Genomic DNA, 26,795 nt, shown 5'->3' with positions numbered 1-26,795 from the left:
GGGGACCGGCGCGGCGAACCGGCGGATGAGCTAGACCGAGATGGTCTCGCGTTCCTTGCGCGCGGCGGCCTGCCCGGTCAGCCCGGCGGCGATCGCGGCCAGCACGGCCACCCCGGTCACCACGCCCACCACCGTGGTGGACACGTCGAACAGTTTCAGCGAGCTGGCCAGCAGCACGATGATCAACGCGGACCGGACCAGCCCGCCGGGCGCCCGGGAGGAGATCCGCGAGCCGATCAGCACGCCCGGGATCGAGCCGAGCATCACCGCGCCGGCGATGTCCAGGTGCAGGTCGCCGAAGAACGCGTGGCCCAGGGCGGCCGCGGCGACCAGCGGGATGGCCTGCACGAGGTCGGTGCCGACCAGGTCGTTGGCGCGCAGCTTGGGATAGACGGCGAGCAGCGCCACGATGATCAGCGACCCGGAGCCGACCGAGGTGAGCCCGACCACCAGGCCGCCCATGATCCCGATCAGCACGGTGGGCAGCGGCCGGACGGTGATCTCGGCGGGCGGCCCGTCGCCGTTGCGCCGGCTCGTCCACGCCTTGAGCAGCATGCCGCCGGCGGCCAGCAGCAGCGCCGCGCCGAGGGCGATCTTGACGGTGTGCTGCACTGTCTCGTCGTCGCCGAGCAGGCGCAGCAGCAGCACCCCGAGGAACGCGCTGGGCACGCTGCCGGCGCAGAGCCAGGCGACCAGCTTCCAGTTCACCGTGCCGCGCCGGGCGTGCACGGCGCCGCCGAACGGTTTCATCACCGCGCTGGCCGCCAGGTCGCTGGAGATCGCGGCGACCGGATTGACGTGGAAGAGCAGCACCAGGATCGGGGTCATCAAGGCGCCGCCGCCCATGCCGGTCAGCCCGACGACGATGCCGACGCCGAGTCCTGCGAGCGCCATGGTGAGATCCATGGCGAGATTGTCTACTAAATCAGTTGAGATTGTCGAGTATCCCGGTCGCTGGGACGCGTCGGTGGGAGAGCGAGGTCACTGTCCGGCGGCGGCGCGCGAAGCGACCGGCCAGCCGGTGCGGGTTCCTTCAGTCGCCGCCCGCGCGACCGATGGGACCCGGCATGGACGAGCCTCTGCTGCACTTGCTGCGCGACGACCTGACCCGCCGGGTGAACGGCGCCGCGGAGACGATGACCGACACGTTGCGCCTGCTCACCGCGGTTCGCGGGGTGGCCGGGGAGGGTCCCGGCGCGGAGTCGCTGCGGGCCGCGATCGACGAGCTCACCGCGGCCCGGGACGGCCTGTTGGTCAGCAGTCGGTGAAGGATTCCCAGTCCAGGCCCAGCTTGCGCAGCCGGCGCAGCAGGGCCGGGTGGCGGACACCGACGTACATCTCGAACCAGTCCGTGTCGTCCTCGCCGATCAGCACCACCGTGCCGGGGCCGGCGTAGCACCGGGAGAACAGGCACGGCCAGCGCATCGGCCGCAGCGGCACCCGGCGCAGCGGGGCGACGATCCGCCGCGCCTGGGGCCGGTCGACGAACGCCATGCCGCCGAGCGGGCCGTCCATCGCGGCCCGGGCCAGGACGGACTGGAGCAGGAAGCCGCTCAGCCGCTCACGCTCGGGAAGCAGGCGGTCGCTCAGGCCGTCGTAGTAGACCCTCGGGTCGTCCCCGTCCGGCTCCATCACGAAGGTGCACACGCCGTCACCCTCCTGGCCGAAGGTCAGCAGACCGTCGGGACGGTCGGAGACGGCCTGCCCGTAGATGACGCTGGACCGGCCGTACACCTCGGGCCGTCCGGCCGCGGCCCGGTGGAAGGCCCGCAGCGGCGCCGGACCGGTGTCGGACGCGGACCGCGGCGGGATCTCGGCGTACCAGTCGGCGATGAACCGCCCCATCGCGCCCACCGGGTCGAATCCCGCCTGCTCCAGCCAGTCCAGTCCGGGCGAGACCTGCCCGAGCAGATCCGGCGGCACCGGCGCCTCGAAGCTGAGCCGCACATCGTGCAGCGCCCCGCGCCGGTAGCCCAGCTCGGCGGAGCGGGCCACGCCCAGCGCCAGGCAGCCCTCCGGCAGCCGGGTGAACGCCCGCACGGCCGGCCGGAGCACCCCGCCCAGGCGCTCCTCGACCAGTTCGGGGAACGGTCCGGGTAGGACCACCTCGCCCGCCCCGCTCTCCGGCGAGATCACCACGATGGTGTCCGGGCCGACGGCGTAGGCGGTGTCCCGGCCGCTCAGCACCGTCGCACCCGGTCCGGCCAGGGCGAGCGCCTCCCGCTCGGCCACCACCGACCAGAGTTCGATCTCCACCGCCACACGGTAGACGCCGGGGCCGCCGGGGGAGGGCACAGTGACGTAGCCCTCATGGCCGGATGCTCACCTCTTATCGCCCCGTTGGTCGTGTGTACACATCTGCCCGGTAGACCCGAGGGTATGGGCGATGTGCGCTGTGTGATCCACCGCGATCCGGGCAAGACCGGCTCGACTGTCCTGCTGCACCTGGCCGGCAGCTTCGACCGGAAATCCGGCATGGACCTGCGCCGGGAGCTGCGGCAGGCCTTCGACCGGGCGCGTGGCGCCCGCGTCGTGATCGACATGGCCGGCGTGGACCGGATCGGCAGCGAGTGCATAGAGGTCCTGCTGGTCGGTTACACCCGCGCGATGCGCAGCGGCCACGGCTACGAGGTGGTCGGCGCCGAGGGCCACGTCCGGCAGGCTCTGGAGGCGACGGGCCTCTGCCCGCGCAGTGACGACAACCTTTACGCGGCGTCGACCGAGGATGCCATCGAGGCGGCCCTCGCGCCCGCCCTGCTTCGGACCCAGGCGGCGCCCGGCTTCTCCCCGGAGCGTGCGGGCCCCGGCTTCGCCCCGGGCGGAGCCGGTCGTGCTCCGCGAGATCGCCTGCTGAGGCCGGGACGCCGGGGAGCCCGCCAAGCTACCGGCGAGTTAACTCGCGACCGAGGTCGATGAAGTCGGGTCGAACATCTGCCTGAGGCATTCAGGTCCGTCACGGTGTTTGCTACATAGAACGGCATGACTGTCCTCTCCAATGCCGCGGTCGACCGCCGGACCGTGCTGCTCGCCGGCGCCGGCGCGGTCGCCGCCACCGCGCTGCCCTCGGCTGCCGTGGCCGCCGAATCCGTCTTCCAGCACGGGGTCGCCTCGGGCGATCCGCTCCCGGGCGGCATCCTGCTGTGGACCCGGGTCACCCCCACCCCCGAGTCGGCGCCCGCCTCCGGACTCGGCCCGCAGGTCGACGTCACCTGGCAGATCGCCACCGACGCCGGTTTCGCCACGGTCGTGCGGTCCGGCACGGTGGGCACCGGCCCCGCCCGCGACCACACGGTCAAGGTGGACGTCACAGGTCTCACCCCGGCCACTACCTACTGGTACCGCTTCGGCTTGAACGGCGCCTGGTCGCCGACCGGCCGCACGATGACCGCCCCGGCCGCCACCGACGCCGTCACCCGGCTCCGGGCCGGCGTGGTGAGCTGCGCCAACTGGGAGGCCGGCTTCTTCGCGGCGTACCGCCACCTGGCCGAGCGCGGCGACCTCAACCTGGTGGTGCACCTCGGCGACTACATCTACGAGTACGGCACCGGCGAGTTCGACGCCGCCGGCAAGGTGGTCCGCAAGGTCGCGCCGGAGCACGAGACGGTGAGCCTGGCCGACTACCGGACCCGGCACGCGCTCTACAAGACCGACCCGGACCTGAAGGCCCTGCACGCCTCGGTCCCGTGGATCATCACGTGGGACGACCACGAGGTGGCCAACGACATGTGGAGCGGCGGCGCGGAGAACCACACCCCGGCCACCGAGGGCGCCTTCCCGGCCCGGGTCGCGGCGGCGCGGCAGGCGTACTCGGAGTGGATGCCGGTGCGGCTGGCCGAGGACGGTCACATCTACCGTCGCCTGCGCTACGGCGACCTGTTCGAGCTGTCCATGCTGGACCTGCGCACGTACCGCTCGGAGCAGGCCACCGGGGCGGCCGCGGACAGCGAGGACCGTACGATCGCCGGCGCCGCCCAGCTGTCCTGGCTCACCGAGGGCCTGGTCAACTCCACCGCGATCTGGAAGATCGTCGGCAACCCGGTGATGATCTCCCGGCTGGACGTGCTGGCCCTGCCGGCCTGGCTCCTCGGCCCGCTCGGCGCGCTGATCGGCGTCCCGCAGAACGGCGTCGTCCTCAACGCCGACCAGTGGGACGGCTACAACGCCGACCGGGAGCGCCTGGTCGACACGCTGCGCGCGCACCGGACCCAGGACGTCGTCTTCCTCACCGGTGACATCCACACCAGCTGGGCCAACGAGCTGACCACGAAGGATACCGGCGCCGCCGACCCGGCCGCCGCCGAGTTCGTGGTCCCGTCGCTGACCAGCGACAACATCGACGACTTCCTGGGCACCGGTCCGGGCGGCCCGCTCAGCCTGCTCGCGGCGAGCCTGATCAAGGCCACCAACCCGCACGTCAAGTGGGTGGAGACGGACGGTCACGGCTTCGGCGTCCTGGAGGTGACCCGCTCCCGCTGCCGGATGGACTGGTACCACCTTGCCGACCGGACCAGGAAGGACACCACCGCGAAGTGGGTCCAGGGCTGGTCGGTCGGCCGCGGCTCGGCGAGGATCCGCAAGGAGACCACCGCACCCTGACCCGGGTAGCCGGCCGGCCCGCCGAGGGTGACTCAGGGGTCCCGACACACCCGTCAGGGCCGGCCGGGGGCGGCCGCGGCCTCGCGGCGGCGGGTCACGGCAATTCGCGGGTCACGGCAACAGCACTGTGCGGGTCACGGCGGTCGTCGGGTCACGGCAGTTTGCAGATCCGGCGCAGCATGCCGTCCAGGGCCTGTCGGTCGGCGTCACCCACCGGAACGGCGGTGGCCAGCTCGGCGCCGCCGTCCAGGGAGACCGTGGCCAGGAACTCGAACGGCTTCTTGATCTCGGCGAGCGCGTGCGCGTCGCACCGGGCCGGTGACGCGGTCAGCGGCACGGAAGCCACCGGGGCGCCGGCCGTCACCGAGGCGACAGGCGTCCGGGCGGGCGGCCGCAGTGCGTACATCACGTTGCCGTCCAGCTTCCGGACCTGGACCGTCCCGGTCGCCGCGGCCGTGCGCGAGACCACCAGGGCGCCCCGCAGTCCCGCCGGGCCAGCGTCTGTCCACGGGCCGAACCGCAGGGTCACGCTGCGCTGGATCCGCCGGCTGGCACAGTCGGCCGCGAGCAGCTTGTCCAGCAGCGGGTTCGGATCGGGCAGCGCGATGGTGATCCGCTGGTCCTCCGCGGCGCCGTCGGCCCGGGCCACGACCACCACGTGCGAGGCGGCGGCGGACGCCACGCAGGTGCCGGTCCCGTACGGCACCGGCACGTCCACCCGCAGGCCACCGGCCGGGAGCAGCGCGTCGGTGTCGACCGCCGCCTCCCCGTCGAACGACGGCAGCACCGGCTCCACCCGGGAGACCCGTACCGGCACGTCACCGTTGTTGTGCAGGGCGATCGCCAGTTGCCGGTTCACCTCGTGGACGCGCCACTGCTCGGCGGTCGCGGACAGATCGAGAGGCGCCGTCCGCCGACAGGCGCCGGTGGCGGCGAGCAGGACGGCGGCGGCGGTCACGGACAGGACGGGCCGCCATCGCATGCCGGTGACTGTAGACCACTCTCAGGACTCGTGGTCGGTGGCGCGGGCGGCGCAGAGGAAGGCGCCGCCGACCGCGAACGCTCCCAGGACGCCGAGCGAGATCTGCTGCTGGTGGTCGACCTGCCGGTCGTACGTCTGCCGGTCCACGACCGTGGTCCGGTCCAGGACGTACGTACCGTCCGGAGTCATCCCGGGGTTGCCCTTGAGCGCGATGAACGCCAGCACGATGGCCAGCCAGAAGCCGAAGAACACCACCCCCGTCGCGACCGCCGCCCAGACCGGCACGTGCGGTGGCACCCAGGAGGCGAGCGACCACAGGCGCAGCGGCCGCTGGGTGCGGTAGCCGCGCCGGTTCGCCAGGATGCCGGCCGCGAACCCGGGCACGGTCAGCAGCGCCGCGACGCCCACCGCGACCACCTCGTCCACCGGGTGCCGGCCCAGCGCGAGCACCACGATCAGGGTGCCCGACCACAGCACCCCTACCGCGCACAGCACGCTGTACAGGAGCAGTCCCCGTCGCGACGTCATCACCGGAGACGCTAACGCCCGGCCGGTGGCCGCGGGGACCGTTTCAGCGCACCCGTACCGGGAGCTCATAGGTCTCGCCCCGGAGCAGCGGATGCACGCCTTCCCGCTGTCGGACCAGGTAGTCGCTCAGCGGCGACTTCATGACCCGGTAGTCGTCGTAGTGGATGGGCAGCGCGATCCTGGGCCGGATCAGGTCGGTCAGCGCGGCGCCCTGCCGCCCGTCCATGGTCACCAGCATGCCGAGCACGCGGGTCCCGCCCAGGTGGATGAGCATGGCGTCGATCTCGCCGCAGCGCTGCTTGATCTCGCCGAGGAACGGGCGGTACAGGGTGTCGCCGGTGATGTAGAGGCGCAGCATCGGCTGGCCGTCGCGCTCCCACTCCACGAGCGAGCCCATCACGTCCGGGAGCAGCCGGTCGAGCAGGCCGGGGCCGTGCCGGCCGGGGAGCGCGGTGACCCGCAGCGTCTCGCCGGCCCGCCGCCACTCGTGGGCGTCCCAGACCGGCAGCCCGCGTACGTCGGAGAATCTGCGCAGCCGCCGCTCGGCCTGCGGCGTGGTGAGGATCGGCAGATCGCGTGGCACGGCGCGGCGGGCGGCCCGGTCGAAGTGGTCCCCGTGCAGGTGGGACAGCAGGATCGCGTCCGGGGCGGGCAGGTCGGCGTAGCCCATGGCGGGGTCGGTCAGGCGGCGGGTCCACATCCCCTTGCCGAGGTAGACGCGGCTGCCCGCGCGGCCGAAGGCCGGATCGGTGAGCAGCGTGAACGCGCCCAGCCGGAGCAGGGTGGTGGCATTGCCGACGAAGGTGACCGTGGGATTCGGCGTCATCGCGTCCGGCTACCCGGGCACGGCGTGGCAAAACTCTGTTAGCCTGACCAGTTGCCAATACTCGCCTGGTCGTTGGGCCGAGAAATCCACTGTCAGAATAAGTCTTGGAGGCAAGGGTGTCAAGTCTGTCAAGCCGTGCCGAGGAACAATCTCACCTCAGCGTGATCTACGGCCGTCTCGACGAGCTCCGCGCCGAGATCCGGGACCGCCTGGACCACACCCGGCGCGGGACCGGCAGCGGCGGCACGAAGGAGGCCCGCTCGATGCGCGACGCCGCGACCTACATGTACGCCGAGCGCCTCGCCCAGTACGAGGCCGTCGAGCAGGGCCTCTGCTTCGGCCGGCTGGACCTGCGCGACGGTGACCGCCTGCACATCGGGCGGATCGGGATCCACGACAGCGAACAGCCGCTGCTCGTCGACTGGCGCGCCCCGGCGGCCCGGCCGTTCTACGTGGCGACCGCGATCACCCCGTACGACGTGACGTTGCGCCGGCACATCCGCACCAGAGGCCGTACCGTGGTCGAGCTCGACGACGAGATCCTGGATCTCGACGCCGCCACGGACAGCTCCGTGGTCGGGGAGGCCGCGCTGCTGGCGGCGCTGACCGCGAACCGCACCGGCCGGATGCGCGACATCGTCTCCACCATCCAGGCCGAGCAGGACCGGGTGATCCGTGCCGAGCCGGGCGGTGTGTTGGTGGTCCAGGGCGGGCCCGGCACCGGCAAGACCGCTGTCGCGCTGCACCGGGCCGCGTACCTGCTTTACACGTACCGTGAGCAGCTCTCCGCCCGCGGCGTGCTGATCGTCGGGCCGAACGCCACCTTCCTGCGCTACATCTCCCAGGTCCTCCCGTCGCTCGCGGAGACCGGCGTGCTGCTCGCCACGCTGGGCGACCTCTTCCCGGGCGTCACCGCCCGCCGGACGGAGCCCGCGGAGGTCGCCGAGATCAAGGGCCGGGCCGTCATGGTCGACGTCCTGGCCGCCGCGGTCCGGGACCGCCAGCGGGTCCCGGAGGAGCCGCTGGAGATCGAGGTCGACCGCCACCCGCTGCGCCTGTCGGCGGCGGACTGCGAGCCGGCCCGCGAGCGCGCCCGGGCCTGCGGCCTGCGGCACAACCTGGCCCGCCCGATCTTCGTGGCCGGTGTCCTGGACGCGCTCGCGGTCCAGGTCGCGGACCGGATCGGCGCCGACCCGTTCTGGGACGATCCGCTCGGCGAGGACGACGCGCTCGCCTCGCCCAACGTCCTCGACGCGGCCGACCTCGCCGACATCCGCGCCGATCTCGCCGAGAATCCGCTGGTCCAGGCCGCTGTCGACGCACTCTGGCCGGTGCTCACGCCGGTCCGGCTGCTGACCGAGCTGTACGGATCGATCGACGCCCTGGTCTCCGCGGGGTCCCTGGCGCTCAGCGACGCCGAGTGCGCGCTGCTGTGGCGCGAGCCCGGTGGCGGCTGGTCGCCGGCCGACGTCCCGCTCCTCGACGAGGCCGCCGAGCTGCTCGGCGAGGACGACCGGGACGCCCGCCGCGCCGCCGCCCGGGAACAGGCCCGGTGGCTGAGCTACGCGCAGGGCGTGCTAGACATCACCGCCGGTTCCAAGTCGTACGAGCTGGAGGACGACGACGAGGCCGCGATCCCGAACGTCGCCGACATCATGCAGGCCGACATGCTCGCCGACCGCCTGGCGGAGCGGGAGTACCGGACGGCCGCCGAGCGCGCCGCCGCCGACCGGGACTGGGTCTTCGGCCACGTGATCGTCGACGAGGCCCAGGAGCTGTCGCCGATGGCGTGGCGGCTGCTGATGCGCCGCTGCCCGAGCCGCTCGATGACAGTCGTCGGGGACCTGGCCCAGACCGGCACCCTGGGCGCCCCGGCCGGCTGGGCGGACGTGCTCGCCCCGTACGTCGCGGACCGCTGGCGGCTGGCCGAGCTCACCGTCAGCTACCGCACGCCGGCCGAGATCATGGACTACACCGCGCGGGTGCTGGCGCCCGTCGACCCCTCGATCGTCCCGCCCCGGCCGGTGCGCTCCAGCGGCGTCGCGCCGTGGGAGGCCACCGGGACGCTGGACGATCTGGTGGCGCGGATGTCGTACGAGATCGAATCTCTGGGCGAGGGCCGCCTCGCGGTCATCGCGCCCGCCGGGTATCAGGCGACCCTGGCCGCCGCCCTGCCCGCGCTGACCACCGGCCCGGCGCCGGACCTGGAGGAACGCGCGGTCCTGCTGACCGTGGGCCAGGCCAAGGGCCTGGAATTCGACACCGTCGTGGTCGTCGATCCGGCCCGGCTGCTGGCCGACTCCCCGCGCGGAGCCAACGATCTGTACGTCGCCCTCACCCGTCCCACCCGGCGCCTCGGCGTCTTCACCCCGGTTCCGGGTACGACCTTCGGCCGGTGACATCGCGGTCGCCGACCGGGCACGGCTGGCCGACTACGGTGTCCTGATCCGCTGACGGCGGGCCCCGGGGGTGTGGCGGCGGTAGGCGCTCACCGTGGGGTCGCCGGCGAACCAGAAGCGCCAGGGGACGTCGTGGGCCGACGTCACGCCGACTCGGGGGCCGGCCTCGATCCGGCCGGCGTCGCTCCCGGCGCCGGGTTCGGCTGCGGCGCCGGGCCGGCCGGTGGTGCGGGTTTCGACAGTGGCGCCGGTCCGGCCCGCCGGCGGGGTGAGCGTCGCCGGGCCGGTGCCGTCGACGACCGAGGTGTCGTTGGCGGCCCGGTTCAGGGACAGCACCTGCATCAGCTTGGCCGGGCCGGCGGCCAGGTCGTGATCGCGGCGGGCGGCGGGCCGGCGGGACCGGGCCAGTTCCAGGCCGTCGACCACCTCGCCGGCGCGGAGCAGGACGGCCGCGGCACGGCCCGGCTCGCCACAGACGATGTTGGCGCAGAAGTGCATGCCGTAGATCTGGTAGACGTAGAGCCGCCCGGCCGGGCCGAACATCACCGCGTTGCGGTTGGTCACGCCGCGGTGCGCGTGGCTGGCCGGGTCCTCGCCGAGGCCGCTGTACGCCTCGACCTCGGTCAGCCGCACCGTCACGCCGTTCGCTGCCAGCCGCCACCCGAGCAGTTCGCGCGCCGCCACGTCGACGGCCTCGGCCGGCAGTTCCATCCACCCGTATCGCACCGTGCCACCCAACCACAACCCGTGACCGCTCCGACTTCCTGGTACCGCTGCTACCCGCTGCCGGCCGCCCGAATCCCGCATCACCCGTCGCGCCGCGGATCGCGGCGACCCGCGCGGGAGAGTCACCGCGCGGGCGCCGCCCCGATGCGGTCGCTGGTCGTTTCGCCAGATGCCGGACGGCCGGCTCGTCCGGCGCGCTCCCGGTGACGAGGGTGTTACCGGTCGGTATAGTTCGCCGCCATCGGGACGGGCTGGGGAGCGGACGATGGCGCAGGCAGGGGAGCCGGCTCCGGTCGGCGACGCGGAGCAGAACGCGGCGAAGAACGCGGAGCAGGGCGCGGCGGGGGACACGGAGTCGGCCGCGGCCGAGCAGGCGGAGCAAGGCGCGGCGAAGGGCGCGGAGTCGGCCGCGGCAGATGAGGGCGGGGCTGCCACGCCGGTCGGTCAGGACGTGCCCTCCGGTCGTACCACGGCAATCGGCGCAGCCCTCCCGAAGCGCACCTGGACTGTCGCGGGCGGTCTCGCGGCGGTCCTGGTGGCGCTGATCTGTCTGGGATGCGGCGGCCTGTTCGGCGAGGCCAGCCCCACCGCGGAGACCTCGAGCGCCGTCCCGGCCGCCCCCTCGGCGTCCGCCGCGCCCCCGGCGACCACCCCGCAGGCCGCCACCCGAGGCGTGCGCAGCGCCGCCGACCTGGACCGGGTCTGCGGGAACACCTACTTCCCGACCGCGCCGCGCTACCGGGGCAGGGCCCCGCACCCGATCGTCATCAGCGCCCGGGAACGCCTCGACCTGGGTGACCGCTCGCAGCGCATCCCGAACCGCTTCGCCTACTCCGGCTCGGTGACCGCCAAGAACACCTGGGCCCCGGCCGCCAAGCAGGCCCAGCTCGTCGCGTGCCTGGATCTGATCGGCGCGGGCGCGAAGGTCAGGGACTGCCGGACAGGTCCGGCGAACGCCCCGAAGCTCCCGCTGATGACCGGCCGTTACCAGCTGACCGTCATCGAGGTGGCCACCGGCCGGAAACTGGCGCAGAGCACTCTGACCGGCTCCGGCACGGACTGCCCGTGGGTCGCGATGACCGGTTCCGATCCCACGCTCTACACCACAGTCGACGACCGCCAGCTGCACCGCGCGCTGCAGGCCCGGGTCACTCAGGACGTCCAGCCCAAGAAGCGGTCGTAGAGGTCGGCGGGCGGCCCCCCGGCGCCGGCCGCCCAGTCGTCGATCGCCTCGATCATGCAGGAGCCGAGGAACACCGCCAATCCGTGCGGAAAGTTCTGATACTGCTCGGCCAGCTCCACCTTGGCGGTGGCGCACGGCCACGGCCGGCCGCAGGCCCGGCAGTCCCAGGAGGGGCGCTCACCGACGTGCTCGGTCCGCGGCACCAGCATGTTCACGCCCTGCGACCCTCACCTTCCGCTTTCCGGCGACTACACAGTGGAGCGTCGCGTGCTTTAGTCTCGGGCTCAAGCCACGCCGCCGAGAATCCCGGAAATGGATTCTCGGTGTCTCGATGCAGGCGATCGGATCGTCTCGTTCGAGACACCCCGGGGTCGTGGCGGGTGATGAGCACGCCGCCAGGCGGGGTGGCGTGCGCGGCAACAGGGAGGTCGCCGGCATGTCCGAGACGGGGTCGACGGTACCGAGGCGCCAGGTCGGGCGGCTGCTCCGGCAGCTGCGCGAGCAGGCCGGCATCTCACTCATGGCGGCGGCGCAGGAACTGGAGTTCTCCCGCGCCCGGATGTACCGGATCGAGAACGGCGAGGTGCCGGTCCGCAAGCACGACGTGATCGCGATGTGCGGGGTCTACGGCGCGCCCGGACACATGACCGAGGTGCTGATCGGGCTGGCCCAGGAGTCCAAGGCGAAGGGCTGGTGGCACGCGTACGGCGACGTCGTCCCGGCCTGGTTCGAGCTCTACGTCGGGATGGAGCAGGCCGCGTCCCGCCTCCGGCAGTACGCGCCGAGCGTCATCCCCGGCCTGCTGCAGACCCGGGAGTACGCGGAGTTCGTCTTCGGCCGGTGGCTGGGCGACGATCCGGCCGCGGTGGAGAACGCGGTGGCCGTACGACTGGAGCGGCAGTCCCTGCTGCGCCGCAACCGTCCCGAGGCGCCGCGGCTGGAAGTGATCATCGACGAGGGAGTGCTGCGCCGTTCCGTCCCGGACACCCTGGGCATGCAGAAGCAGCTCGCCCACCTGGTCAACGTCTCCACCCGGAGCAACGTCAGCGTCCGGGTCGTGCCGTTCGCCGCCGGCCCGCACCAGGCCTCCAGTTCCGGGCAGTTCACCGTGCTGGAGTTCCCGGCGGTCGGCACCGCCTCGCCGGAACCCGCCACCATCTACTGCGAGAATCTCACCGGCGCGCTCTACCTGGATAAGCTCAGCGAGGTCGAGACCTACGAGAACATCTGGGCCGCGCTCGAAGCCACCGCGCTGAGCCAGTCCGATTCCGACGATCTGATCGGCACGATCATCAAGGAGAGCGATGGCTGACCTGAGCGGAGCCGTCTGGCACAAGAGCACCCGGAGCGGCGGCAACGGAGGCGACTGCGTCGAGGTGGCCACCAACCTTCCGGGCATCGTGGCGCTGCGGGACACCAAGGACCCGGACGGCGCCGCTCTGGTCTTCACCCGCGCCGAGTGGCTGGCGTTCCTCGACGGCGTGCGCGCCGGGGAGTTCGACATCTGAACATTTAGATGTACGTGAACCGATCCTTAAGCGTTCCTTTACGGGCGTACCCACGCTCACCCGGTCACGCATAGTCATGGGGCGTCGTCCCCATGTCCGGCTCACCGAGGTGAATATCCGTGTCGCTCTCCGCTGCCGCCCGTCTCCGTTACACCCTGGCGGCGGGCTCGACAGCCGTGGTCATCGGCTCCGGATTCATCGTCGCGGGCCTGGGCCGCCCGGGCTCCGAGCCGGCCCCCCAGCCGGCCGACGTCCCGCTCGCCGCCGCTGCCGCCCCCAGCGGCGGCGCCCCCAGCGGCGGGGCCCGCCCGGAGAAGCCGGAGCCGCCGGAGGAGCCGTCGGCGAGCCCGTCGCCGTCGCGCACGGTCCGGCCCAGCTCCTCCGCCCCGGCCGTCAAGAAGACCACCGCCGCCCCGAAGAAGACGCGGACCACGACCCGGGTGACCGCGGGCGGTGGCGCCCGGTCCACCGCGGACAGCGTCCTGCAGGCGGTGCTGTCGCACATCAACGCGGCCCGCGCCGACGAGGGCCTGGACGCGCTGACCCTGGACGCCGCCCTGTCCGAGGCGTCCGCGAAGCACAACGCGCTGATGATCAACGGGTGCGGGCTGAAGCACGAGTGCGACGGCGAGGCGAAGATCGGCGAACGGTTCGTCGGCGTGCAGTGGCGGACCGCCGGCGAGAACATCGGCTTCGGTTCCAGCCAGAGCGGTGCCGCCGCCATGATCGCGGCGGCCAACGGGCTGACCGACTCCATGCTGGCCGAGGTGCCGCCGAACGACGGGCACCGGAAGAACCTGCTGAACGCCGACTTCACCCGGATCGGGCTGAGCGTGGTCCGGGACAGTCAGGGCCGCACCTGGATGACCCAGGACTTCGTGGGGTGACGGATCCGGCGGGACCGCGACCCGGGGCGTCGACCGGGCCACTTCTCCGGCACGCGCCCGGACCTCGCCCCGCACTCGCGTGAACCGCGGGACAAGCCCCTAACCCGGCTGCTCGGCAGTGCCCCGGCCGTGCAGCAACGGGGTCGACCGTCTCCACCGCGGCCCGTCGCCGTCCTTGCGCCGCCGGGCCATCCCGGACAACGCTTCCAGCACCACCCGGTTGCCCAGCATCGCGGTGATCTCCGCATGGTCGAACGGCGGCGACACCTCCACGATGTCCATCCCCACCACCGGCAGCTCGTGGCAGATCCGGGAGACGCTGTCGAGCAGTTGCCGCGCGGTGAGGCCACCCGGCTCCGGCGTGCCGGTGCCTGGCGCGTGCCCCGGGTCGCAGACGTCGATGTCCACCGAGAGGAAGACGCCGTCGCAGCCGTCCAGGGCGATCTCGAACGCGCTGTCCAGCACCGCGTCCAGGCCGCGCTCGACGATCTCGCTCATGTGGAACGAGTTCATCCGCTGGTCGGCCATCCAGTCCAGGACGTCCGGACCGGGCCAGTAGCCGCGCAGCCCGAGTTGCAGGAACCTGTCGCCGCGGACCGCGCCGGACTCGATCAGCCGGCGCATCGGCTGGCCGTGCCCGTAGAGCGAGCCGAACTCGATGTCGCCGGTGTCCGCGTGCGCGTCGAAGTGGATCACCGAGACCCGCTGGGCGGCGTGCGCGCTCGCGACACCGGCCACGTCCGGCCAGGTCACCGTGTGGTCGCCGCCCAGCACCAGCGGGACGGCGCCGTGCCGGGCGACGAAGCCGACAGCCTCCTGGATGGTCCGGACGCTGCGCTCGATCTCGCCGCTGAACACCTCCAGGTCGCCGGCGTCCCGGACGGTCAGGTCGGCGCCGAGCGCGTCGACCCGCATCGCCAGGTGCGGGCGGGAGCCGTCGTGTGCCAGGTAGTCGGTGCCGCGGAGGACCTGGGGGCCGAACCGGGCGCCGGGGCGGTGCGAGGTGCCGCCGTCGAACGGGGCGCCGATGATCACGACGTCCGCGCCGGCGTAGGTCTGCGGCTCGCGCCAGTCGCAGGCGGGGATCCCGAGGAACGTGTAGTCCGGCCCGAACATCGGTCCATAGCGCGTCATGGTGTGCATCCTTCCCGGCCGGCGATGCCGCCGCGAACCATATCGTCATACTGCACGGCTGCCCGGTAGCGATCAGGCCGTAAGGTGCAGCGGTGCTCGACATGCTGATCTCTTTCCTGCGCCGGCTGCTCGGCGCGCCCGCGCAGAAGGCGCCGGAACCGACCGGCCGCGTCTCCCGCCCGGCAGCGCCGAAACCCGCCGCACCGAAGCCGGCCGCGCCCAAGCCGACCCCGTCCCCGCGCCCGGGTGGGTCGGGAAAACCCAGGCCGAGGCCACCCCGCCACATCCCCACCCAGGACCGCGGCCGGACCATCGCCTACGCCCCGGCCCTGGACGGCGACGCCGATCCCGGCGAGATCGTCTGGACCTGGGTGCCCTACGAGGACGACCCCGGCCAGGGCAAGGACCGCCCGGTCCTGGTCGTCGGCCGGGACGGCGGCACCCTGCTCGGCCTGATGCTCTCCAGCCAGAGCGAGCGTGACGGCCAGCGCAACTGGCTCGCCCTCGGCGCCGGCGACTGGGACCGCACCGAGCGGCCCAGCTGGATCCGTCTGGACCGGGTGCTGGAGGTGGACGAGGACGGCATCCGCCGGGAGGGCGCGATCCTCGACCGGGGCCGCTTCGATCGGGTGGCGGACCGGCTCCAGCGCGAATACGGCTGGTCATAATCGGACAACCGGATAGCGTTGTGGACATGGACACGGACGTGATGGCCGGTTTCGGCGGCAAGCAGGCGTGGCTGGCGATCGCGGTGCCCCCGGGGGGCGCCGTCTCGCCGGAGGCCGTCCTCGCCGCGCTCGGCCTGCGCGATCTCGGCCCGGTCCGCTGGCGCGACGGTCTCGACCTGGCGTACCTGACCGGCGACCGGGTGGCGGTGACCCCGCCGCTGCCCGGCGCCCGGGGCGAGTCCTGGGTGCTGGCCGCCGGCCGCGGGCTGATGACCCCGGCGCCGGACGTGGCCGGGCTCTCCGCCGCGCTCGGCACCGAGGTGCAGTACTTCGCCACGCACCGGGTCACCGAGTTGCATCGATGGCAGCGCGCGGTGAAGGGTGATCTGGTGCGCGCGTTCGGATACGTCGGCCAGACCGGCGAGGTCACCTCGTGGTTCGGCGAGCCCGGCCCGGCCGAGCGGGAGGCCGGGCTGCCCGGCGAGTTCGAGCCGGAGGAGACCACCGTGCTGGTCTCCGAGCGCGACGTGTTCCGGGTGGCCGGCGCCTGGAGCATCGATCCCACCACGTTGACCGGACCCGCGCCCGGCCCGCTGCGGATCGGCGCGGTGGACTGAGGAGGCCAGCCACATGCGCAAGTACGTGATCATGGGGGTGCAGGGCAGCGGCAAGGGCACCCAGGGCCAGCTGCTCGCCCGTGACCTCGACCTCGTCCACATCAGCGTGGGGGACATCTTCCGCTGGAACGTCCGCAACCACACCAAGATGGGCGCCCAGGTCCGCCGGACCATGGCGGCCGGCGAGCTGATCGGCGACGACGTGGTCGAGGCGGTCGTGCGGGACCGCCTGCACCAGCACGACTGGAACTTCGGCTTCATCATCGACGGCTTCCCGCGCAACGGTCGCCAGGCCGGGTTCTTCATGGAGAGCTACGACATCGACGCGGTCATCCACCTGGAGCTGCCCGACGACGAGGTGCGCCGCCGCGTGCTCAGCCGCAGGCTCTGCCCGAACTGCGGGATGGACTACAACCTGATCGCCGACCGCCCGGAGCAGGAGGGCCGCTGCGACATCTGCGGCCACGAGTTGGTCACCCGCGCCGACGACACGCCGCAGGCGCTGGAGGCGCGCCTGCGCGACTACCACGAGAAGACCCGCCCGGTCCTGGAGCTCTTCCGGCGCAAGGAGGTCGTCCACGACGTCGACGGCCGCCCGCCGGTCGACGAGGTGCAGAACGCGATCCGCAAGACCCTCGGCCTCCCGCTCTACGTCCCGCCGCAGGACCAATAGAAGATCAAGTCAGTCTTCGGTACGGGCTGGTACCTCCACGATTCGCCAGTTCCGAGTCCCGTGGCCAGGAGCGCGTGCCGACTTCGCCCAGGACCCCTCCGGCGCGCGCCGGCCGTGTCGGATGGCCCGCGACGCCTCGGGACCGCCCGGCGCGCGCCGGCCGTTGCGGGTGACCCGCGACGCCCGCCCGCCGGCGTGCCGGCCGCGCCGCCGGTCGCGGCTGGCTGTCAGGGGCGCCTCCGGCACTCCGAGTGGCCTCTGCCCGCCGGCCGGGCCCGCGGGTGGTGCGTCAGGCAGGGCGCGAACGACCCGCCGACGAGCAGCACCGTGCCGCGTGATCCGCGAGCAGGCGGGAACAGCGCCGGCTGGACTGCCGGAAACCAACACAACCAGGCATTGATGATCATCCTTGCGGCATACGCCGGGTGCGGGGGATATCCGGGATTTGTGGGTATCTGTCGCCAGCAACTTCGGTCGTGAGGAGACCGAAATCTCTTTGACATATTGCGCTCGGGCAGAAGCGGGCGTAAACAAAGACAAAGCCAAATCAACGCCCGGGCGGTGAGTCGATGTACGCGGAGGAACGGCAGCAGGAGATCGTGCGGCGCGCCCGCGCCGAAGGCCGGGTCGACGTGGTGGCGCTGGCGGACAGCTTCACGGTCACGGCCGAGACGATCCGGCGCGACCTGACCGTGCTGGAGCGCGCCGGCGTGCTGCGCCGGGTGCACGGCGGGGCCATCCCGGTCGAGCGGCTCGGCTTCGAGCCCGCGCTGGCCACCCGCGACGCCGTGCTGATCAGCGAGAAGGAGCGGATCGCCAAGGCCGCGCTGGCCGAGGTCCCGGAGGACGGCGCGATCATCCTGGACGCCGGCACGACCACCGCCCGCCTGGCCCAGCTGCTGCCCACCGACCGGGAACTCACCGTGGTGGTGAACTCCCCGGTGCTGGCCGCCATGCTGGGGATAAAGCCGAACCTGACGGTGCTGCTGCTGGGCGGCCGGGTGCGCGGCAAGACGATGGCCACTGTGGACGACTGGGCGCTGCGGCCACTGTCCGAGATGTATGTCGACGTCGCGTTCATGGGCGCCAACGGCTGCACCGTGGAGCGCGGCATGACCACCCCCGACCCGGCCGAGGCGGCGGTCAAGCGGGCGATGATCGCCGCGGCCCGCCGGGTGGTGCTGCTCGCCGACCATACCAAGATCGGCAACGACTATCTGGCGCGGTTCGGCGGTCTCGCCGAGCTGGACCTCCTGATCACCGACAGCGGCCTGGACCACGAGCTGGCGGCCGAGGTCGAGGCGACCGGCGTGCGGATGGTGCGGGCGTGATCCTCACCGTCACCCTGAACCCGAGCGTCGACCGCGCGCTCGAGGTGGACGCGTTGATCCGCGGCGAGGTGCTGCGAGCCGCCGACTCGCACATCGATCCGGGCGGCAAGGGCGTCAACGTCTCCCGCGCGCTGCTGGCCAACGGCGTCCGGTCGACAGCCGTGGTCCCGGCCGGCGGCGCCGAGGGCGAGCAGCTGGTGGATCTCCTCAAGGGGGAGGGGGTCGACCTGGTGGCCGTCCCGATCATCGGGCGGACACGTTCCAACATCACCCTGGCCGAGCCGGACGGCACCGTCACCAAGATCAACGAACCTGGCCCGATGCTCTCGCCGGGCGAGTTCGCCCAGGTCAGTGACGCGGTGCTGGCCGCCGCGCGGTCCGCCGACTGGGTGGTCATCTGCGGCAGTCTGCCGCCCGGGCCGTCCGTCCCGGCCTTCGCGGCGCTCTGCGAGCGGCTGGTCGCGGCCGGCGCCCGGCTCGCCGTCGACTCCAGCGGCCCGGCGCTGCTGGCCGGCGTCGCCGCCGGCGCGGCGCTGGTCAAGCCGAACCGGGAGGAGCTGTCCGAGGCGGTCGGCGCCGAGCTGCGGACGCTCGGCGACGTGCTGGGCGCCTGCGACCGGCTGCGCAAGGCCGGCGCCGGGACGGTCCTGGCCAGCCTCGGCGCGGACGGCGCGGTGCTGGTCGAGGAGTCCGGTGTGCTGGCCGGGATCTCGCCGGTCACCACCCCGCGCAGCACCGTCGGCGCCGGTGACGCGCTGCTCGCCGGGTTCCTCGCGGCCGGCGCGCGCGGTGAGGTGGCGCTGGTCGAGGGGCTGGCGTGGGGCGCGGCGGCGGTCAGCCTGCCGGGCAGCCGGATGCCGCGACCACAGGACCTGGACCGCACGACCGTCCGCATCGACCCCCGCCCCGATCCGGCCCGCACGATCGGCCGGCACTGACTGTCCGGCGAGGAGCGACCGGCTCCCGCCGTACCCCCACAAGGATCAGCGGCCGCGCGGCCGCGGCCCGGCGCTACCCGCGGCAGACCCGAAATTCATCTACAAACTTCGATTTCTCGGTACGGGGGACCGGCACGACCCCTCATGAATGGAGATACCTGATGGCCTCTTCGTACACGCCCGAGGTCACCGGCGGTGGCTTCCGGGCCTCGGTGCAGAAACTCGGCGGGCATCTGGCCGGGATGGTGATGCCCAACATCGGCGCGCTGATCGCCTGGGGCCTGATCACCGCCATGTTCATCCCGGTCGGCTGGGTCCCGAACGAGAACCTGGCCCAGCTCGTCGACCCGATGATCAAGTACCTGCTGCCGGTCCTGATCGGTTACACCGGTGGCCGGATCGTGCACGGCCAGCGCGGCGCGGTGGTCGGCGCGATCGCCACCTTCGGCGTCGTGGTCGGCGCGGACGTGCCGATGTTCCTCGGCGCGATGATCATCGCGCCGCTCACCGCCTACGTGCTGCGGCTGTTCGACAACGCGATCGAGGGCAAGGTCAAGCCGGGCTTCGAGATGCTCGTCGACAACTTCTCGGCCGGCATCGTCGGCGCGCTCTTCGCGATCCTCGGCAAGCTGGCCATCGGCCCGGTCGTCGACGGCCTGACCAAGGCGGCCGGCAACGCCGTGGACTGGCTGCTCGACCACAGCCTGATGCCGCTGGCCTCGGTGCTGGTCGAGCCGGCCAAGGTGCTGTTCCTGAACAACGCCATCAACCACGGGGTGTTCGGCCCGCTCGGCGTGCAGCAGGTGCAGGAGCACGGCAAGTCGATCCTGTTCATGATCGAGTCGAACCCCGGCCCGGGTCTCGGCCTGCTCACCGCGTACCTCTTCTTCGGCCCCAAGTCGCTGCGCCCCAGCGCACCGGCCGCGATGATCATCCACTTCCTGGGTGGCATCCACGAGATCTACTTCCCGTACGTGCTGATGAAGCCCCGCCTGATCCTCGCGATGATCGCCGGCGGCATGTCCGGCGTGGCCACCTTCATGATCACCGGGACCGGCACCGTCGCCACCCCGGCCCCCGGCAGCATCTTCGCCTACTTCGCGGTCACCGCGAAGAGCGGCTACTTCGGCATGATCCTCGGCGTCGTGATCGCCGCGGCGGTCACCTTCGCGGTCGCCTCGGCGCTGCTCGGCTTCGGCAGGCTGAAGTCCGACCAGGAGATCGACGAGGCCGCCGAGCAGGAAGCGGCCGCGGACGCCGCCGCCGGGAAGCCGGCCGCGGTGGAGACCGCCACGACCGCCGCTCCCGAGCAACAGACCGCCTAACCACCGAAGAAGAGGAGGTCCGACCATGGCCACCATCAACGGCAAGGACATTCAGAAACTCGTCGTCGCCTGCGACGCCGGCATGGGCAGCAGCGTGATGCTCGCCAGCACGCTGCGCAAGCAGCTCGGCAAGAGCGGCGTGACAGTGGAGCACACCCCGGTCAACTCCATCCCGGCCGACGCCGACCTGGTGGTGTGCCACAGTGGCCTGGCCGCCCGGGCCAGGTCGGTCGCGCCCGGCAAGCCGATCGTGCCGTTCCAGATCTTCCTGGGCGACCCGGCGGTCACCAAGGTGGTCAAGGCCATCCAGCAGGGCACCGACCTCGATGTCTGAGCTGCTGGACCGCCGGGCGATCAAGCTGGCCGAGACGGCGGCGGACCGCGACGACGCGATCCGCCGCACCGGCCGGGCGCTCGTGGAGATCGGCGCGGTCGACCCCGGTTACGTGGACACCATGCTCGCCCGCGAGCAGTCGATCTCCACGTACGTCGGCGAGGGGGTCGCCATCCCGCACGGCACCCTCGGCGGCAAGGAACTGGTCCACCGGGACGCGCTGTCGGTGCTGCGCTTCCCGGAGACCGTGGACTGGGACGGCGAGCCGGTGACGCTCTGCGTCGGCATCGCCGCCAAGGGGGACGGGCACGTCGAGCTGCTCGCCGCCCTCGCCGAGATCCTGCTCGACGAGGACCAGGCCCGTGAACTGCGCGAGGCCACCGATCCCGAGACCGTGATCCGGCTCTTGGGAGCCATCCAGGAGGACAGCAACTCATGAAGGTCGTGCGATTCCACGCCCCCGGCGACGTCCGCTTCGAGGACGTGCCGGAGCCCGAGGCCGGCCCGGGCGAGGTGAAGATCCGGGTCCGGAACTGCTCCACCTGCGGCACCGACGTGAAGATCTCCAAGTTCGGGCACCACCACATCCACCCGCCGCGGGTGATGGGCCACGAGATCGCCGGCGAGGTCGTCACGGTCGGCGACGGCGTCGAGGGCTGGGCGCCCGGCGACCGGGTGCAGGTCATCGCCGCGATCCCGTGCGGCGAGTGTGCCGAGTGCACGCGCGGCCGGATGACCATCTGCCCGAACCAGGTGTCGATGGGCTACCACTTCGAGGGCGGCTTCGCGCAGTTCATGGTCGTACCCAGGGAGGTCCTCGAGGTCGACGGCCTGAACCGCGTCCCGGACGGCGTCTCGTTCGCCGAGGCGTCCGTGGCCGAGCCGCTGGCCTGCGCCCTCAACGCGCAGACCCTGGCCCGGGTGGGCGACGGCGACGACGTGGTGGTGATCGGCTCCGGCCCGATCGGCTGCCTGCACGTGCGGCTGGCCCGCGCCCGCGGGGCCGCCCGGGTGTTCCTGGTGGAGCTCAGCCGGCAGCGCCTGGACCTGGCCGCCGGCCTGGTCAAGCCGGACGCGGCGATCTGCGCCGCCGAGGTGGACCCGATCGAGGAGGTGCTGAAGCTGACAGACGGCCGCGGCGCCGACGTGATCATCACGGCGGCCGCCTCCGGCCAGGCCCAGGAGCAGGCCGTGCGGATGGCCGCCCGGCAGGGCCGGATCAGCTTCTTCGGCGGCCTGCCCAAGGACAGGCCGACCATCACGCTCGACTCCAACCTGGTGCACTACCGCGAGCTGACCATCGTCGGCGCGAACGGCTCCAGCCCGGCGCACAACAAGCAGGCCCTGGAACTGGTCGCCACCGGCGCGGTGCCGGTGGCCGACCTGATCACGCACCGGCTGCCGCTGGACAGCGCGATCGACGCGTTCGGCATCGTCGAGCGCGGTGAAGCCATCAAGGTCACCATCGAGCCCTGAGGAGGGTAGATGCCCACGCGTACGGTCGCCGTCGGTTCCGCCAGCGGGCTGCACGCCCGGCCCGCCAAGATCTTCGTGGAGGCGGCCGCCAAGGCGCCGGTCAAGGTCACCATCCGGGTCGGTGAGAAGAAGGCGGTGCCGGCCAAGAGCATGCTGTCGGTGCTCGCGCTCGGCGCCAAGCAGGGCACCGAGGTGATCCTCGAGGCCGACGGGGACGGCGCGGACGAGGCCCTGGACGGGCTGGCCGCGCTGCTCGCCAAGGACCTGGACGCCGACGATGCCTGAGAACCTCGCCGGGATCGGGGTCTGCGCCGGGGTCGCCGCCGGGCCGCTGCTGCGGATCGCCGCGGCGCCGGCGCTGCCCCCGCCGCTCCCGGTCACCGATGCCGCGGCGGAGGTGGACCGGGCGTACGCCGCGCTCGCCGGCGTCGTCGCGGACCTGGAGCGGCGCGCGGACCGCGCGGCCGAGGCCACCGCGGCCGAGGTGCTGCGGGCCGAGGCCATGATGGCCGGCGACGAGGAGCTGCGCGAGGCGGTCCGCGAGCGGATCGAGGGCGGCGCCGACGCGCCGCACGCGATCGACGCCGCCTTCGGGACGTTCCGCGAGATGTTCGCGGAGGCCGGCGGCTACCTCGCGGAACGCGTCGCGGACCTGGACGACCTGCGGGACCGGGCGGTCGCGGTGCTGCTCGGGCTGCCGATGCCGGGGGTGCCGCAGCCCGGTCACCCGTACGTGCTGGCCGCCCGTGACCTCGCTCCCGCGGACACCGCGGATCTGGACCCGTCGCAGGTGCTCGCGCTGGTGACCGAGATCGGCGGGCCGACCAGCCACACCGCCATCCTGGCCCGGGCGCTCGGGCTGCCCGCGGTGGTGGCCTGCCCCGGGGTGCTGGGCGTCGCGGAGCACACCCTGGTCCAGGTCGACGGCACCACCGGACGGGTCGTGATCGGGGCCGGCTCGACGTTCCGGAAGGTGGCGGACGCGGAGGTCGCCGAGCTGACCGGGCCGGGCCGCACCTCCGACGGGCACGCCGTGAAGCTGCTGGCCAACGTCGGCTCGGCGAAGAACGTGCCGGCCGCCGACGAGGCGCACGCCGAGGGAGTCGGGCTGTTCCGGACCGAACTGCTCTTCCTCGACCGTGCCTCGGAGCCGTCGCGGAAGGAGCAGATCGCGGCGTACGGCGAGGTGTTCCGCGCGATGGCGGGCCGGCGGGTGGTGATCCGGACGCTGGACGCCGGCGCCGACAAGCCGCTGCCGTTCCTGAACCAGCAGGGCGAGCCGAACCCGGCCCTGGGGGTCCGCGGGCTGCGCGTGGCACGGCAGCGCCCGCGGGTGCTGACCACGCAGCTGGAGGCGATCGCGGCGGCGGCGCGGGACAGCGACGCGGACGTGTGGGTGATGGCGCCGATGGTGTCCACGCTGACCGAGGCGACCGAGTTCGCGGCAGCCGTGCACGAGGCGGGACTGCCCCGGGCCGGCGTGATGATCGAGGTGCCGGCCGCCGCGCTGCGGGCCGGTGACCTGCTCGGTGTGGTGGACTTCCTCAGCATCGGGACCAACGACCTGAGCCAGTACACGTTCGCCGCCGATCGGATGTGCGGCGAGCTGGCCGACCTGCTGGACCCGTGGCAGCCGGCGCTGCTGCGGCTGATCGCGATCTGCGGGGCGGCCGGGCGGGACACCGGCAAACCGGTCGGGGTGTGCGGGGAGGCGGCGGCCGATCCACAGCTCGCGCCGGTGCTGGCCGGGCTCGGGGTGAGCAGCCTGTCGATGTCGCCGCGGGCGCTTCCCGGGGTCCGGGCGTCGCTGGCCCGGTATTCGTACGACGAATGCCGCCGCCTCGCCGAGCTCGCGCTGGCCGCACCGGACGCCGCCTCGGCCCGGAAGGTGGTCCTTTAGGGGTTGGCCTCATCGAGGATGGCCTCCGCCGCGTAGCGGAGGCCATCCCCGTCAGTCGAACGGGAAGCCGGGCGGGAAGTTGGCCGGGATGTCCGGCATGTTGGGCTCCGGCATGGTGGTCATCAGCCGGATCACTTCGAGCACCACCTTCGGCGTGCCCGCGGTGCCGTCCACGACTGTCACCCGCTTCTTCGTGCTGTCCCGGTACCCGGCCTCCACCACGTAGGTGTACCGGCCGGGCGTGGAGTCCGAGTACTTCGGGCGCAGGGCCAGGAACTCCCGGGTGGACGCCAGCCGCAGCACCTGGGCCTGCTGCCGGTTGGAGGATCCGACCAGGCTGAACACCGACTGGCCACCCTCGCCGCGGGCGGTGCGGGTGACGGCGACGGCGACCGCCTGCTTCGGGGTCGCGGTCTTCTCTGTTGCGGCAGCCGCTGGTACCGCGGCTCCGACCAGGCCCACCAGCAGGGCCGCTGTGCTCAAGAGGAACCTTTTCATGACCATACGATATCGGCCATTTTGTCATTAATCAGGATAATGGGCCGAGCTTAGCCAGGCGCTTCTCGATCACGTGACAGACCTGTTCCACCACGGCGAGCCTCGCGTACGCCTTGTCGTCGCCCGGAACGACGTGCCAGCGCGCCCGCGGCTGGTCGGTCCGCTCCAGCATCTCCTCGATCGCCCGCTCGTACGCCTCGCGCTTGTCCCGGTTGCGCCAGTCCTCCTCGGTCAGCTTCCAGGTCCGCAACGGATCGTTCGCCCGGTCCTCGAACCGGCGCAGCTGCTCCTGATCGGAGACATGCATCCAGAACTTGACCAGGATCATCCCCTCCGCGGTGAGCGTGCGCTCGAACTCTTTGATCTCGTCGTACGCCCGCTTCCACTGATCCCGCGTAGCGAAGCCCTCGACCCGCTCGACCAGGACCCGGCCGTACCAGGAGCGGTCGAGAACGGTCATCCCGCCGTAGCCCGGCAGCACGTGCCAGAACCGCTGCAGGAAGTGGTGACGCTTCTCGTCGTAGGTCGGCGCGGCGAACTGCGCGACCCGCACGTGCCGTGGGTCCAGCGGCGCGACCAGGCGCTTGATGGCACCGCCCTTCCCGGACGCGTCCCAGCCCTCGAAGAGCACGCAGAGCGGCGGCCCGATCTTCTTCGGCCCGATCTGCCCGCCCAGCAGCAGCCGCAACCGCAGCAGCCGCTCCTGCGCCGCGGTGAGCCGGGCCTCGGCCTTCTTCTTGCTGATCTCGGACGGTGGTTTCGCGCTACCCAGGTGACCCATCGGATCAGCATCCCCGAAACCCGGTGTGATCCGCATCGAGCCGTGCGGGAGAATCCGTGCGTGACTCTCGTAGACGACCTGACGTGGCGCGGACTGATCCAGGACTCGACCGACCCCGACGAGCTGCGCAAGGCGCTCGACGGCGGCTCGATCACGTTCTATGTCGGCTTCGACCCCACCGCCGCCTCGCTGCACGTCGGTCACCTCATGCAGGTCATCACCGCCCGCCGGCTCCAGCAGGCCGGGCACCGGCCACTGCTGCTGGTCGGCGGCGCCACCGGGCAGATCGGCGACCCGCGCGAGTCCGCCGAGCGCACGCTGAACGCGCCGGAGGTGGTCGAGGGCTGGGTGCGGCGCATCCGCGAGCAGCTCTCCCCGTTCGTCACCTACACCGGGGAGAACGCGGCCACCCTGGTCAACAACCTGGACTGGACCGGCCCGACCTCGGTCATCGACTTCCTCCGCGACGTCGGCAAGCACTTTCCGGTCAACAAGATGCTGGCCCGGGACGTGGTGCGCAACCGGCTGGAGAGCGGCATCAGCTTCACCGAGTTCAGCTACCAGCTGCTGCAGTCCAACGACTTCTACCAGCTGCACGTGCGCAACGGCTGCCAACTGCAGTTCGGCGGGTCGGACCAGTGGGGCAACATCACCGCGGGCGTCGACTTCGTCCGCCGGCGCGGGGCCGGCCCGGTGCACGCGTTCGTCACTCCGCTGGTGCTCAAGGCCGACGGCACCAAGTTCGGCAAGACCGAGGGTGGCGCCGTCTGGCTCGACGGCACCATGACCAGCCCGTACAGCTTCTACCAGTTCTGGATCAACAGCGACGACCGGGATGTCAGCAAGTACCTGCGGTACTTCAGTTCCAAGCCCCGGGCCGAGCTGGAGGAGCTGGAGGCGGCGACCGCGGAGCGGCCGCAGGCCCGGCTCGCGCAGCGCGCGCTCGCCGAGGAGCTGACCGCTCTGGTGCACGGCGAGGAGGAGGCCCGGCAGGCGATCGCCGCCAGCCAGGCCCTCTTCGGCCGGGGTTCGCTGGACGAGCTGTCCGCGGACACCTTGCGCGCCGCGCTGGGCGAGGCCGGATTGCACGTCGTACGCGGTGCGCTCCCGCCCGTGGGGGTGCTGCTCAAGGAGTCGGGTCTGGTGGCGAGCGCGAACGAGGCGCGCCGGACGATCAGCGAGGGTGGCGCCTACCTGAACAACGAGCGGATCACCGACGGGGAGGCCGTGGTGCCGGCGTCCGCGCTGCTGCACGGCCGGTTCCTGGTCCTGCGCCGGGGGAAGCGGACCTTCGCCGGGGTGGAGCTGGAGGCCTGAGCCGCGGCCGCCACTGCTGCGGGTCCGTACCCCGCAGGAGTGGTGTGACGGCGGTCGCCAAGCCCCGATTTGGCGTTGCGTGGGACGGCGGGTAATGTTGTCCGAGCCGCCAGGGAGACGGGCGAGCGAACGGGACCTGAACTCGAGGGCCCGGAGCGGCCGTCCTGG

At 72.4% G+C, this 26,795-nt stretch carries 30 protein-coding genes; 20 read left to right on the top strand and 10 right to left on the bottom strand.

Annotated elements, in window-relative coordinates:
• Positions 1-30: 30 nt before the first annotated feature.
• The gene (locus Asi03nite_RS28200; protein ID WP_203683504.1) at positions 31-906 is read right to left on the bottom strand and encodes a sulfite exporter TauE/SafE family protein; all 876 of its coding nucleotides are present in this window, start codon (positions 904-906) and stop codon (positions 31-33) included.
• A 161-nt stretch (positions 907-1,067) separates the two neighbouring features.
• Between Asi03nite_RS28200 and Asi03nite_RS28195 the strand changes: the two genes are divergently transcribed.
• Positions 1,068-1,268, top strand: coding sequence for a hypothetical protein (locus Asi03nite_RS28195; RefSeq protein ID WP_203683503.1), 201 nt, complete (start codon positions 1,068-1,070; stop codon positions 1,266-1,268).
• Here the strand turns inward: Asi03nite_RS28195 and Asi03nite_RS28190 are convergent.
• On the bottom strand, positions 1,255-2,256 hold the full coding sequence (locus Asi03nite_RS28190) for a hypothetical protein (protein ID WP_239102977.1): 1,002 nt from the start codon (positions 2,254-2,256) through the stop codon (positions 1,255-1,257). The two genes, Asi03nite_RS28195 and Asi03nite_RS28190, sit on opposite strands and share 14 nt — an antisense overlap.
• Positions 2,257-2,379: 123 nt before the next feature.
• On the opposite strand from Asi03nite_RS28190, the gene Asi03nite_RS28185 reads away from it, so the two are divergent.
• A complete protein-coding gene (locus tag Asi03nite_RS28185) occupies positions 2,380-2,916 on the top strand; it encodes an STAS domain-containing protein (protein WP_203683501.1) in 537 nt (178 codons plus the stop codon).
• A gap of 63 nt (positions 2,917-2,979) precedes the next feature.
• Positions 2,980-4,596, top strand: coding sequence for an alkaline phosphatase D family protein (locus Asi03nite_RS28180; RefSeq protein WP_203683500.1), 1,617 nt, complete (start codon positions 2,980-2,982; stop codon positions 4,594-4,596).
• Between the two features lie 151 nt (positions 4,597-4,747).
• Here the strand turns inward: Asi03nite_RS28180 and Asi03nite_RS28175 are convergent, their stop codons facing one another.
• Genes Asi03nite_RS28175 through Asi03nite_RS28165 form a run of 3 tightly spaced genes read right to left on the bottom strand, consistent with a single transcriptional unit; the run spans position 4,748 to position 6,932 of the window.
• The gene (locus Asi03nite_RS28175; RefSeq protein WP_203683499.1) at positions 4,748-5,578 is read right to left on the bottom strand and encodes a hypothetical protein; all 831 of its coding nucleotides are present in this window, start codon (positions 5,576-5,578) and stop codon (positions 4,748-4,750) included.
• A 21-nt stretch (positions 5,579-5,599) separates the two neighbouring features.
• The gene (locus tag Asi03nite_RS28170; protein WP_203683498.1) at positions 5,600-6,106 is read right to left on the bottom strand and encodes a hypothetical protein; all 507 of its coding nucleotides are present in this window, start codon (positions 6,104-6,106) and stop codon (positions 5,600-5,602) included.
• A gap of 43 nt (positions 6,107-6,149) precedes the next feature.
• Positions 6,150-6,932: an MBL fold metallo-hydrolase gene (locus Asi03nite_RS28165; RefSeq protein WP_203683497.1), complete on the bottom strand. Its 783-nt coding sequence runs from the start codon at positions 6,930-6,932 to the stop codon at positions 6,150-6,152.
• A 116-nt stretch (positions 6,933-7,048) separates the two neighbouring features.
• On the opposite strand from Asi03nite_RS28165, the gene Asi03nite_RS28160 reads away from it, so the two are divergent.
• A complete protein-coding gene (locus Asi03nite_RS28160) occupies positions 7,049-9,331 on the top strand; it encodes a HelD family protein (protein WP_203683496.1) in 2,283 nt (760 codons plus the stop codon).
• 33 nt (positions 9,332-9,364) lie between these two features.
• Here the strand turns inward: Asi03nite_RS28160 and Asi03nite_RS28155 are convergent, their stop codons facing one another.
• Positions 9,365-10,042, bottom strand: a complete 678-nt coding sequence (locus Asi03nite_RS28155) for a DNA-3-methyladenine glycosylase (RefSeq protein WP_203683554.1) — start codon at positions 10,040-10,042, stop codon at positions 9,365-9,367.
• 280 nt (positions 10,043-10,322) lie between these two features.
• On the opposite strand from Asi03nite_RS28155, the gene Asi03nite_RS28150 reads away from it, so the two are divergent.
• Positions 10,323-11,240 (top strand): hypothetical protein, encoded by a 918-nt coding sequence (locus tag Asi03nite_RS28150; RefSeq protein ID WP_203683495.1) that lies wholly within the window; start codon positions 10,323-10,325, stop codon positions 11,238-11,240.
• Here Asi03nite_RS28150 and Asi03nite_RS28145 read toward each other — a convergent pair.
• Positions 11,210-11,449, bottom strand: coding sequence for a hypothetical protein (locus Asi03nite_RS28145; RefSeq protein ID WP_203683553.1), 240 nt, complete (start codon positions 11,447-11,449; stop codon positions 11,210-11,212). The two genes, Asi03nite_RS28150 and Asi03nite_RS28145, sit on opposite strands and share 31 nt — an antisense overlap.
• 227 nt (positions 11,450-11,676) lie before the next feature.
• Between Asi03nite_RS28145 and Asi03nite_RS28140 the strand changes: the two genes are divergently transcribed.
• The 3 genes from Asi03nite_RS28140 (at position 11,677) to Asi03nite_RS28130 (ending at position 13,635) form a co-directional block, all read left to right on the top strand.
• Positions 11,677-12,552, top strand: coding sequence for a helix-turn-helix domain-containing protein (locus Asi03nite_RS28140; RefSeq protein WP_203683494.1), 876 nt, complete (start codon positions 11,677-11,679; stop codon positions 12,550-12,552).
• Entirely contained in the window at positions 12,545-12,748 is a 204-nt protein-coding gene (locus Asi03nite_RS28135; protein ID WP_203683493.1) for a DUF397 domain-containing protein, read from the top strand. Before Asi03nite_RS28140 ends, Asi03nite_RS28135 begins: the two co-directional genes overlap by 8 nt.
• A gap of 119 nt (positions 12,749-12,867) precedes the next feature.
• Positions 12,868-13,635, top strand: a complete 768-nt coding sequence (locus Asi03nite_RS28130) for a CAP domain-containing protein (protein ID WP_203683492.1) — start codon at positions 12,868-12,870, stop codon at positions 13,633-13,635.
• Positions 13,636-13,734: 99 nt separating this feature from the next.
• Here Asi03nite_RS28130 and speB read toward each other — a convergent pair whose 3' ends face one another.
• The gene (speB, locus tag Asi03nite_RS28125) at positions 13,735-14,769 is read right to left on the bottom strand and encodes an agmatinase (RefSeq protein WP_203683491.1); all 1,035 of its coding nucleotides are present in this window, start codon (positions 14,767-14,769) and stop codon (positions 13,735-13,737) included.
• Between the two features lie 101 nt (positions 14,770-14,870).
• Here speB and Asi03nite_RS28120 point away from each other — a divergent pair, with 101 nt between their 5' ends.
• From Asi03nite_RS28120 to ptsP, 11 genes are all read left to right on the top strand, one after another.
• Positions 14,871-15,437, top strand: a complete 567-nt coding sequence (locus tag Asi03nite_RS28120) for a type II toxin-antitoxin system PemK/MazF family toxin (RefSeq protein WP_239102982.1) — start codon at positions 14,871-14,873, stop codon at positions 15,435-15,437.
• 26 nt (positions 15,438-15,463) lie between these two features.
• Positions 15,464-16,054 carry a hypothetical protein gene (locus tag Asi03nite_RS28115; protein WP_203683490.1) on the top strand — a complete coding sequence of 197 codons (591 nt, stop codon included), beginning with the start codon at positions 15,464-15,466 and terminating at the stop codon, positions 16,052-16,054.
• 13 nt (positions 16,055-16,067) lie between these two features.
• Positions 16,068-16,727: an adenylate kinase family protein gene (locus tag Asi03nite_RS28110; protein WP_203683489.1), complete on the top strand. Its 660-nt coding sequence runs from the start codon at positions 16,068-16,070 to the stop codon at positions 16,725-16,727.
• A gap of 569 nt (positions 16,728-17,296) precedes the next feature.
• A complete protein-coding gene (locus Asi03nite_RS28105) occupies positions 17,297-18,058 on the top strand; it encodes a DeoR/GlpR family DNA-binding transcription regulator (protein ID WP_203683488.1) in 762 nt (253 codons plus the stop codon).
• Positions 18,055-18,996, top strand: coding sequence for a 1-phosphofructokinase (gene pfkB / locus Asi03nite_RS28100; RefSeq protein WP_203683487.1), 942 nt, complete (start codon positions 18,055-18,057; stop codon positions 18,994-18,996). Before Asi03nite_RS28105 ends, pfkB begins: the two co-directional genes overlap by 4 nt.
• A gap of 158 nt (positions 18,997-19,154) precedes the next feature.
• Positions 19,155-20,321, top strand: a complete 1,167-nt coding sequence (mtlA, locus tag Asi03nite_RS28095) for a mannitol-specific PTS transporter subunit IIC (RefSeq protein ID WP_239102981.1) — start codon at positions 19,155-19,157, stop codon at positions 20,319-20,321.
• Positions 20,322-20,346: 25 nt separating this feature from the next.
• Positions 20,347-20,655, top strand: coding sequence for a PTS sugar transporter subunit IIBC family protein (locus tag Asi03nite_RS28090; protein WP_203683486.1), 309 nt, complete (start codon positions 20,347-20,349; stop codon positions 20,653-20,655).
• Positions 20,648-21,094, top strand: coding sequence for a PTS mannitol transporter subunit IIA (locus Asi03nite_RS28085; RefSeq protein WP_203683485.1), 447 nt, complete (start codon positions 20,648-20,650; stop codon positions 21,092-21,094). Before Asi03nite_RS28090 ends, Asi03nite_RS28085 begins: the two co-directional genes overlap by 8 nt.
• Positions 21,091-22,131 carry a zinc-dependent dehydrogenase gene (locus Asi03nite_RS28080; protein WP_203683484.1) on the top strand — a complete coding sequence of 347 codons (1,041 nt, stop codon included), beginning with the start codon at positions 21,091-21,093 and terminating at the stop codon, positions 22,129-22,131. The genes Asi03nite_RS28085 and Asi03nite_RS28080 overlap by 4 nt, the downstream gene beginning before the upstream one ends.
• Before the next feature lie 9 nt (positions 22,132-22,140).
• Positions 22,141-22,416 carry an HPr family phosphocarrier protein gene (locus tag Asi03nite_RS28075; RefSeq protein ID WP_203683483.1) on the top strand — a complete coding sequence of 92 codons (276 nt, stop codon included), beginning with the start codon at positions 22,141-22,143 and terminating at the stop codon, positions 22,414-22,416.
• Complete coding sequence (ptsP, locus tag Asi03nite_RS28070) at positions 22,409-24,031, top strand: phosphoenolpyruvate--protein phosphotransferase (RefSeq protein ID WP_203683482.1); 1,623 nt, start codon at positions 22,409-22,411, stop codon at positions 24,029-24,031. The genes Asi03nite_RS28075 and ptsP overlap by 8 nt, the downstream gene beginning before the upstream one ends.
• A gap of 51 nt (positions 24,032-24,082) precedes the next feature.
• Here the strand turns inward: ptsP and Asi03nite_RS28065 are convergent, their stop codons facing one another.
• Positions 24,083-24,529: a hypothetical protein gene (locus Asi03nite_RS28065; protein ID WP_203683481.1), complete on the bottom strand. Its 447-nt coding sequence runs from the start codon at positions 24,527-24,529 to the stop codon at positions 24,083-24,085.
• Between the two features lie 31 nt (positions 24,530-24,560).
• A complete protein-coding gene (locus Asi03nite_RS28060; protein ID WP_203683480.1) occupies positions 24,561-25,310 on the bottom strand; it encodes a polyphosphate kinase 2 family protein in 750 nt (249 codons plus the stop codon).
• A gap of 60 nt (positions 25,311-25,370) precedes the next feature.
• On the opposite strand from Asi03nite_RS28060, the gene tyrS reads away from it, so the two are divergent.
• Positions 25,371-26,627, top strand: a complete 1,257-nt coding sequence (gene tyrS / locus Asi03nite_RS28055) for a tyrosine--tRNA ligase (RefSeq protein WP_203683479.1) — start codon at positions 25,371-25,373, stop codon at positions 26,625-26,627.
• Positions 26,628-26,795: the final 168 nt, after the last annotated feature.

The sequence above is a fragment of the Actinoplanes siamensis genome (genome assembly GCF_016862395.1).
Taxonomy (GTDB): domain Bacteria; phylum Actinomycetota; class Actinomycetes; order Mycobacteriales; family Micromonosporaceae; genus Actinoplanes; species Actinoplanes siamensis.
This window is presented reverse-complemented; position numbering and strand designations above follow the sequence as displayed.

Coding starts and splice junctions, on each gene's coding strand:
- Asi03nite_RS28110 (WP_203683489.1), top strand. CDS start 16,068: ATGCGCAAGTACGTGATCATGGGGGTGCAGGGCAGCGGCAAGGGCACC.
- speB (WP_203683491.1), bottom strand. CDS start 14,769: ATGACGCGCTATGGACCGATGTTCGGGCCGGACTACACGTTCCTCGGG.
- Asi03nite_RS28170 (WP_203683498.1), bottom strand. CDS start 6,106: ATGACGTCGCGACGGGGACTGCTCCTGTACAGCGTGCTGTGCGCGGTA.
- Asi03nite_RS28135 (WP_203683493.1), top strand. CDS start 12,545: ATGGCTGACCTGAGCGGAGCCGTCTGGCACAAGAGCACCCGGAGCGGC.
- Asi03nite_RS28085 (WP_203683485.1), top strand. CDS start 20,648: ATGTCTGAGCTGCTGGACCGCCGGGCGATCAAGCTGGCCGAGACGGCG.
- ptsP (WP_203683482.1), top strand. CDS start 22,409: ATGCCTGAGAACCTCGCCGGGATCGGGGTCTGCGCCGGGGTCGCCGCC.
- Asi03nite_RS28090 (WP_203683486.1), top strand. CDS start 20,347: ATGGCCACCATCAACGGCAAGGACATTCAGAAACTCGTCGTCGCCTGC.
- Asi03nite_RS28140 (WP_203683494.1), top strand. CDS start 11,677: ATGTCCGAGACGGGGTCGACGGTACCGAGGCGCCAGGTCGGGCGGCTG.
- Asi03nite_RS28065 (WP_203683481.1), bottom strand. CDS start 24,529: ATGAAAAGGTTCCTCTTGAGCACAGCGGCCCTGCTGGTGGGCCTGGTC.
- Asi03nite_RS28145 (WP_203683553.1), bottom strand. CDS start 11,449: ATGCTGGTGCCGCGGACCGAGCACGTCGGTGAGCGCCCCTCCTGGGAC.
- Asi03nite_RS28175 (WP_203683499.1), bottom strand. CDS start 5,578: ATGCGATGGCGGCCCGTCCTGTCCGTGACCGCCGCCGCCGTCCTGCTC.
- Asi03nite_RS28105 (WP_203683488.1), top strand. CDS start 17,297: ATGTACGCGGAGGAACGGCAGCAGGAGATCGTGCGGCGCGCCCGCGCC.
- Asi03nite_RS28200 (WP_203683504.1), bottom strand. CDS start 906: ATGGATCTCACCATGGCGCTCGCAGGACTCGGCGTCGGCATCGTCGTC.
- Asi03nite_RS28080 (WP_203683484.1), top strand. CDS start 21,091: ATGAAGGTCGTGCGATTCCACGCCCCCGGCGACGTCCGCTTCGAGGAC.
- Asi03nite_RS28150 (WP_203683495.1), top strand. CDS start 10,323: ATGGCGCAGGCAGGGGAGCCGGCTCCGGTCGGCGACGCGGAGCAGAAC.
- Asi03nite_RS28120 (WP_239102982.1), top strand. CDS start 14,871: ATGCTGATCTCTTTCCTGCGCCGGCTGCTCGGCGCGCCCGCGCAGAAG.
- Asi03nite_RS28195 (WP_203683503.1), top strand. CDS start 1,068: ATGGACGAGCCTCTGCTGCACTTGCTGCGCGACGACCTGACCCGCCGG.
- Asi03nite_RS28115 (WP_203683490.1), top strand. CDS start 15,464: ATGGACACGGACGTGATGGCCGGTTTCGGCGGCAAGCAGGCGTGGCTG.
- Asi03nite_RS28075 (WP_203683483.1), top strand. CDS start 22,141: ATGCCCACGCGTACGGTCGCCGTCGGTTCCGCCAGCGGGCTGCACGCC.
- Asi03nite_RS28155 (WP_203683554.1), bottom strand. CDS start 10,042: ATGGAACTGCCGGCCGAGGCCGTCGACGTGGCGGCGCGCGAACTGCTC.
- Asi03nite_RS28165 (WP_203683497.1), bottom strand. CDS start 6,932: ATGACGCCGAATCCCACGGTCACCTTCGTCGGCAATGCCACCACCCTG.
- Asi03nite_RS28060 (WP_203683480.1), bottom strand. CDS start 25,310: ATGGGTCACCTGGGTAGCGCGAAACCACCGTCCGAGATCAGCAAGAAG.
- Asi03nite_RS28185 (WP_203683501.1), top strand. CDS start 2,380: ATGGGCGATGTGCGCTGTGTGATCCACCGCGATCCGGGCAAGACCGGC.
- Asi03nite_RS28180 (WP_203683500.1), top strand. CDS start 2,980: ATGACTGTCCTCTCCAATGCCGCGGTCGACCGCCGGACCGTGCTGCTC.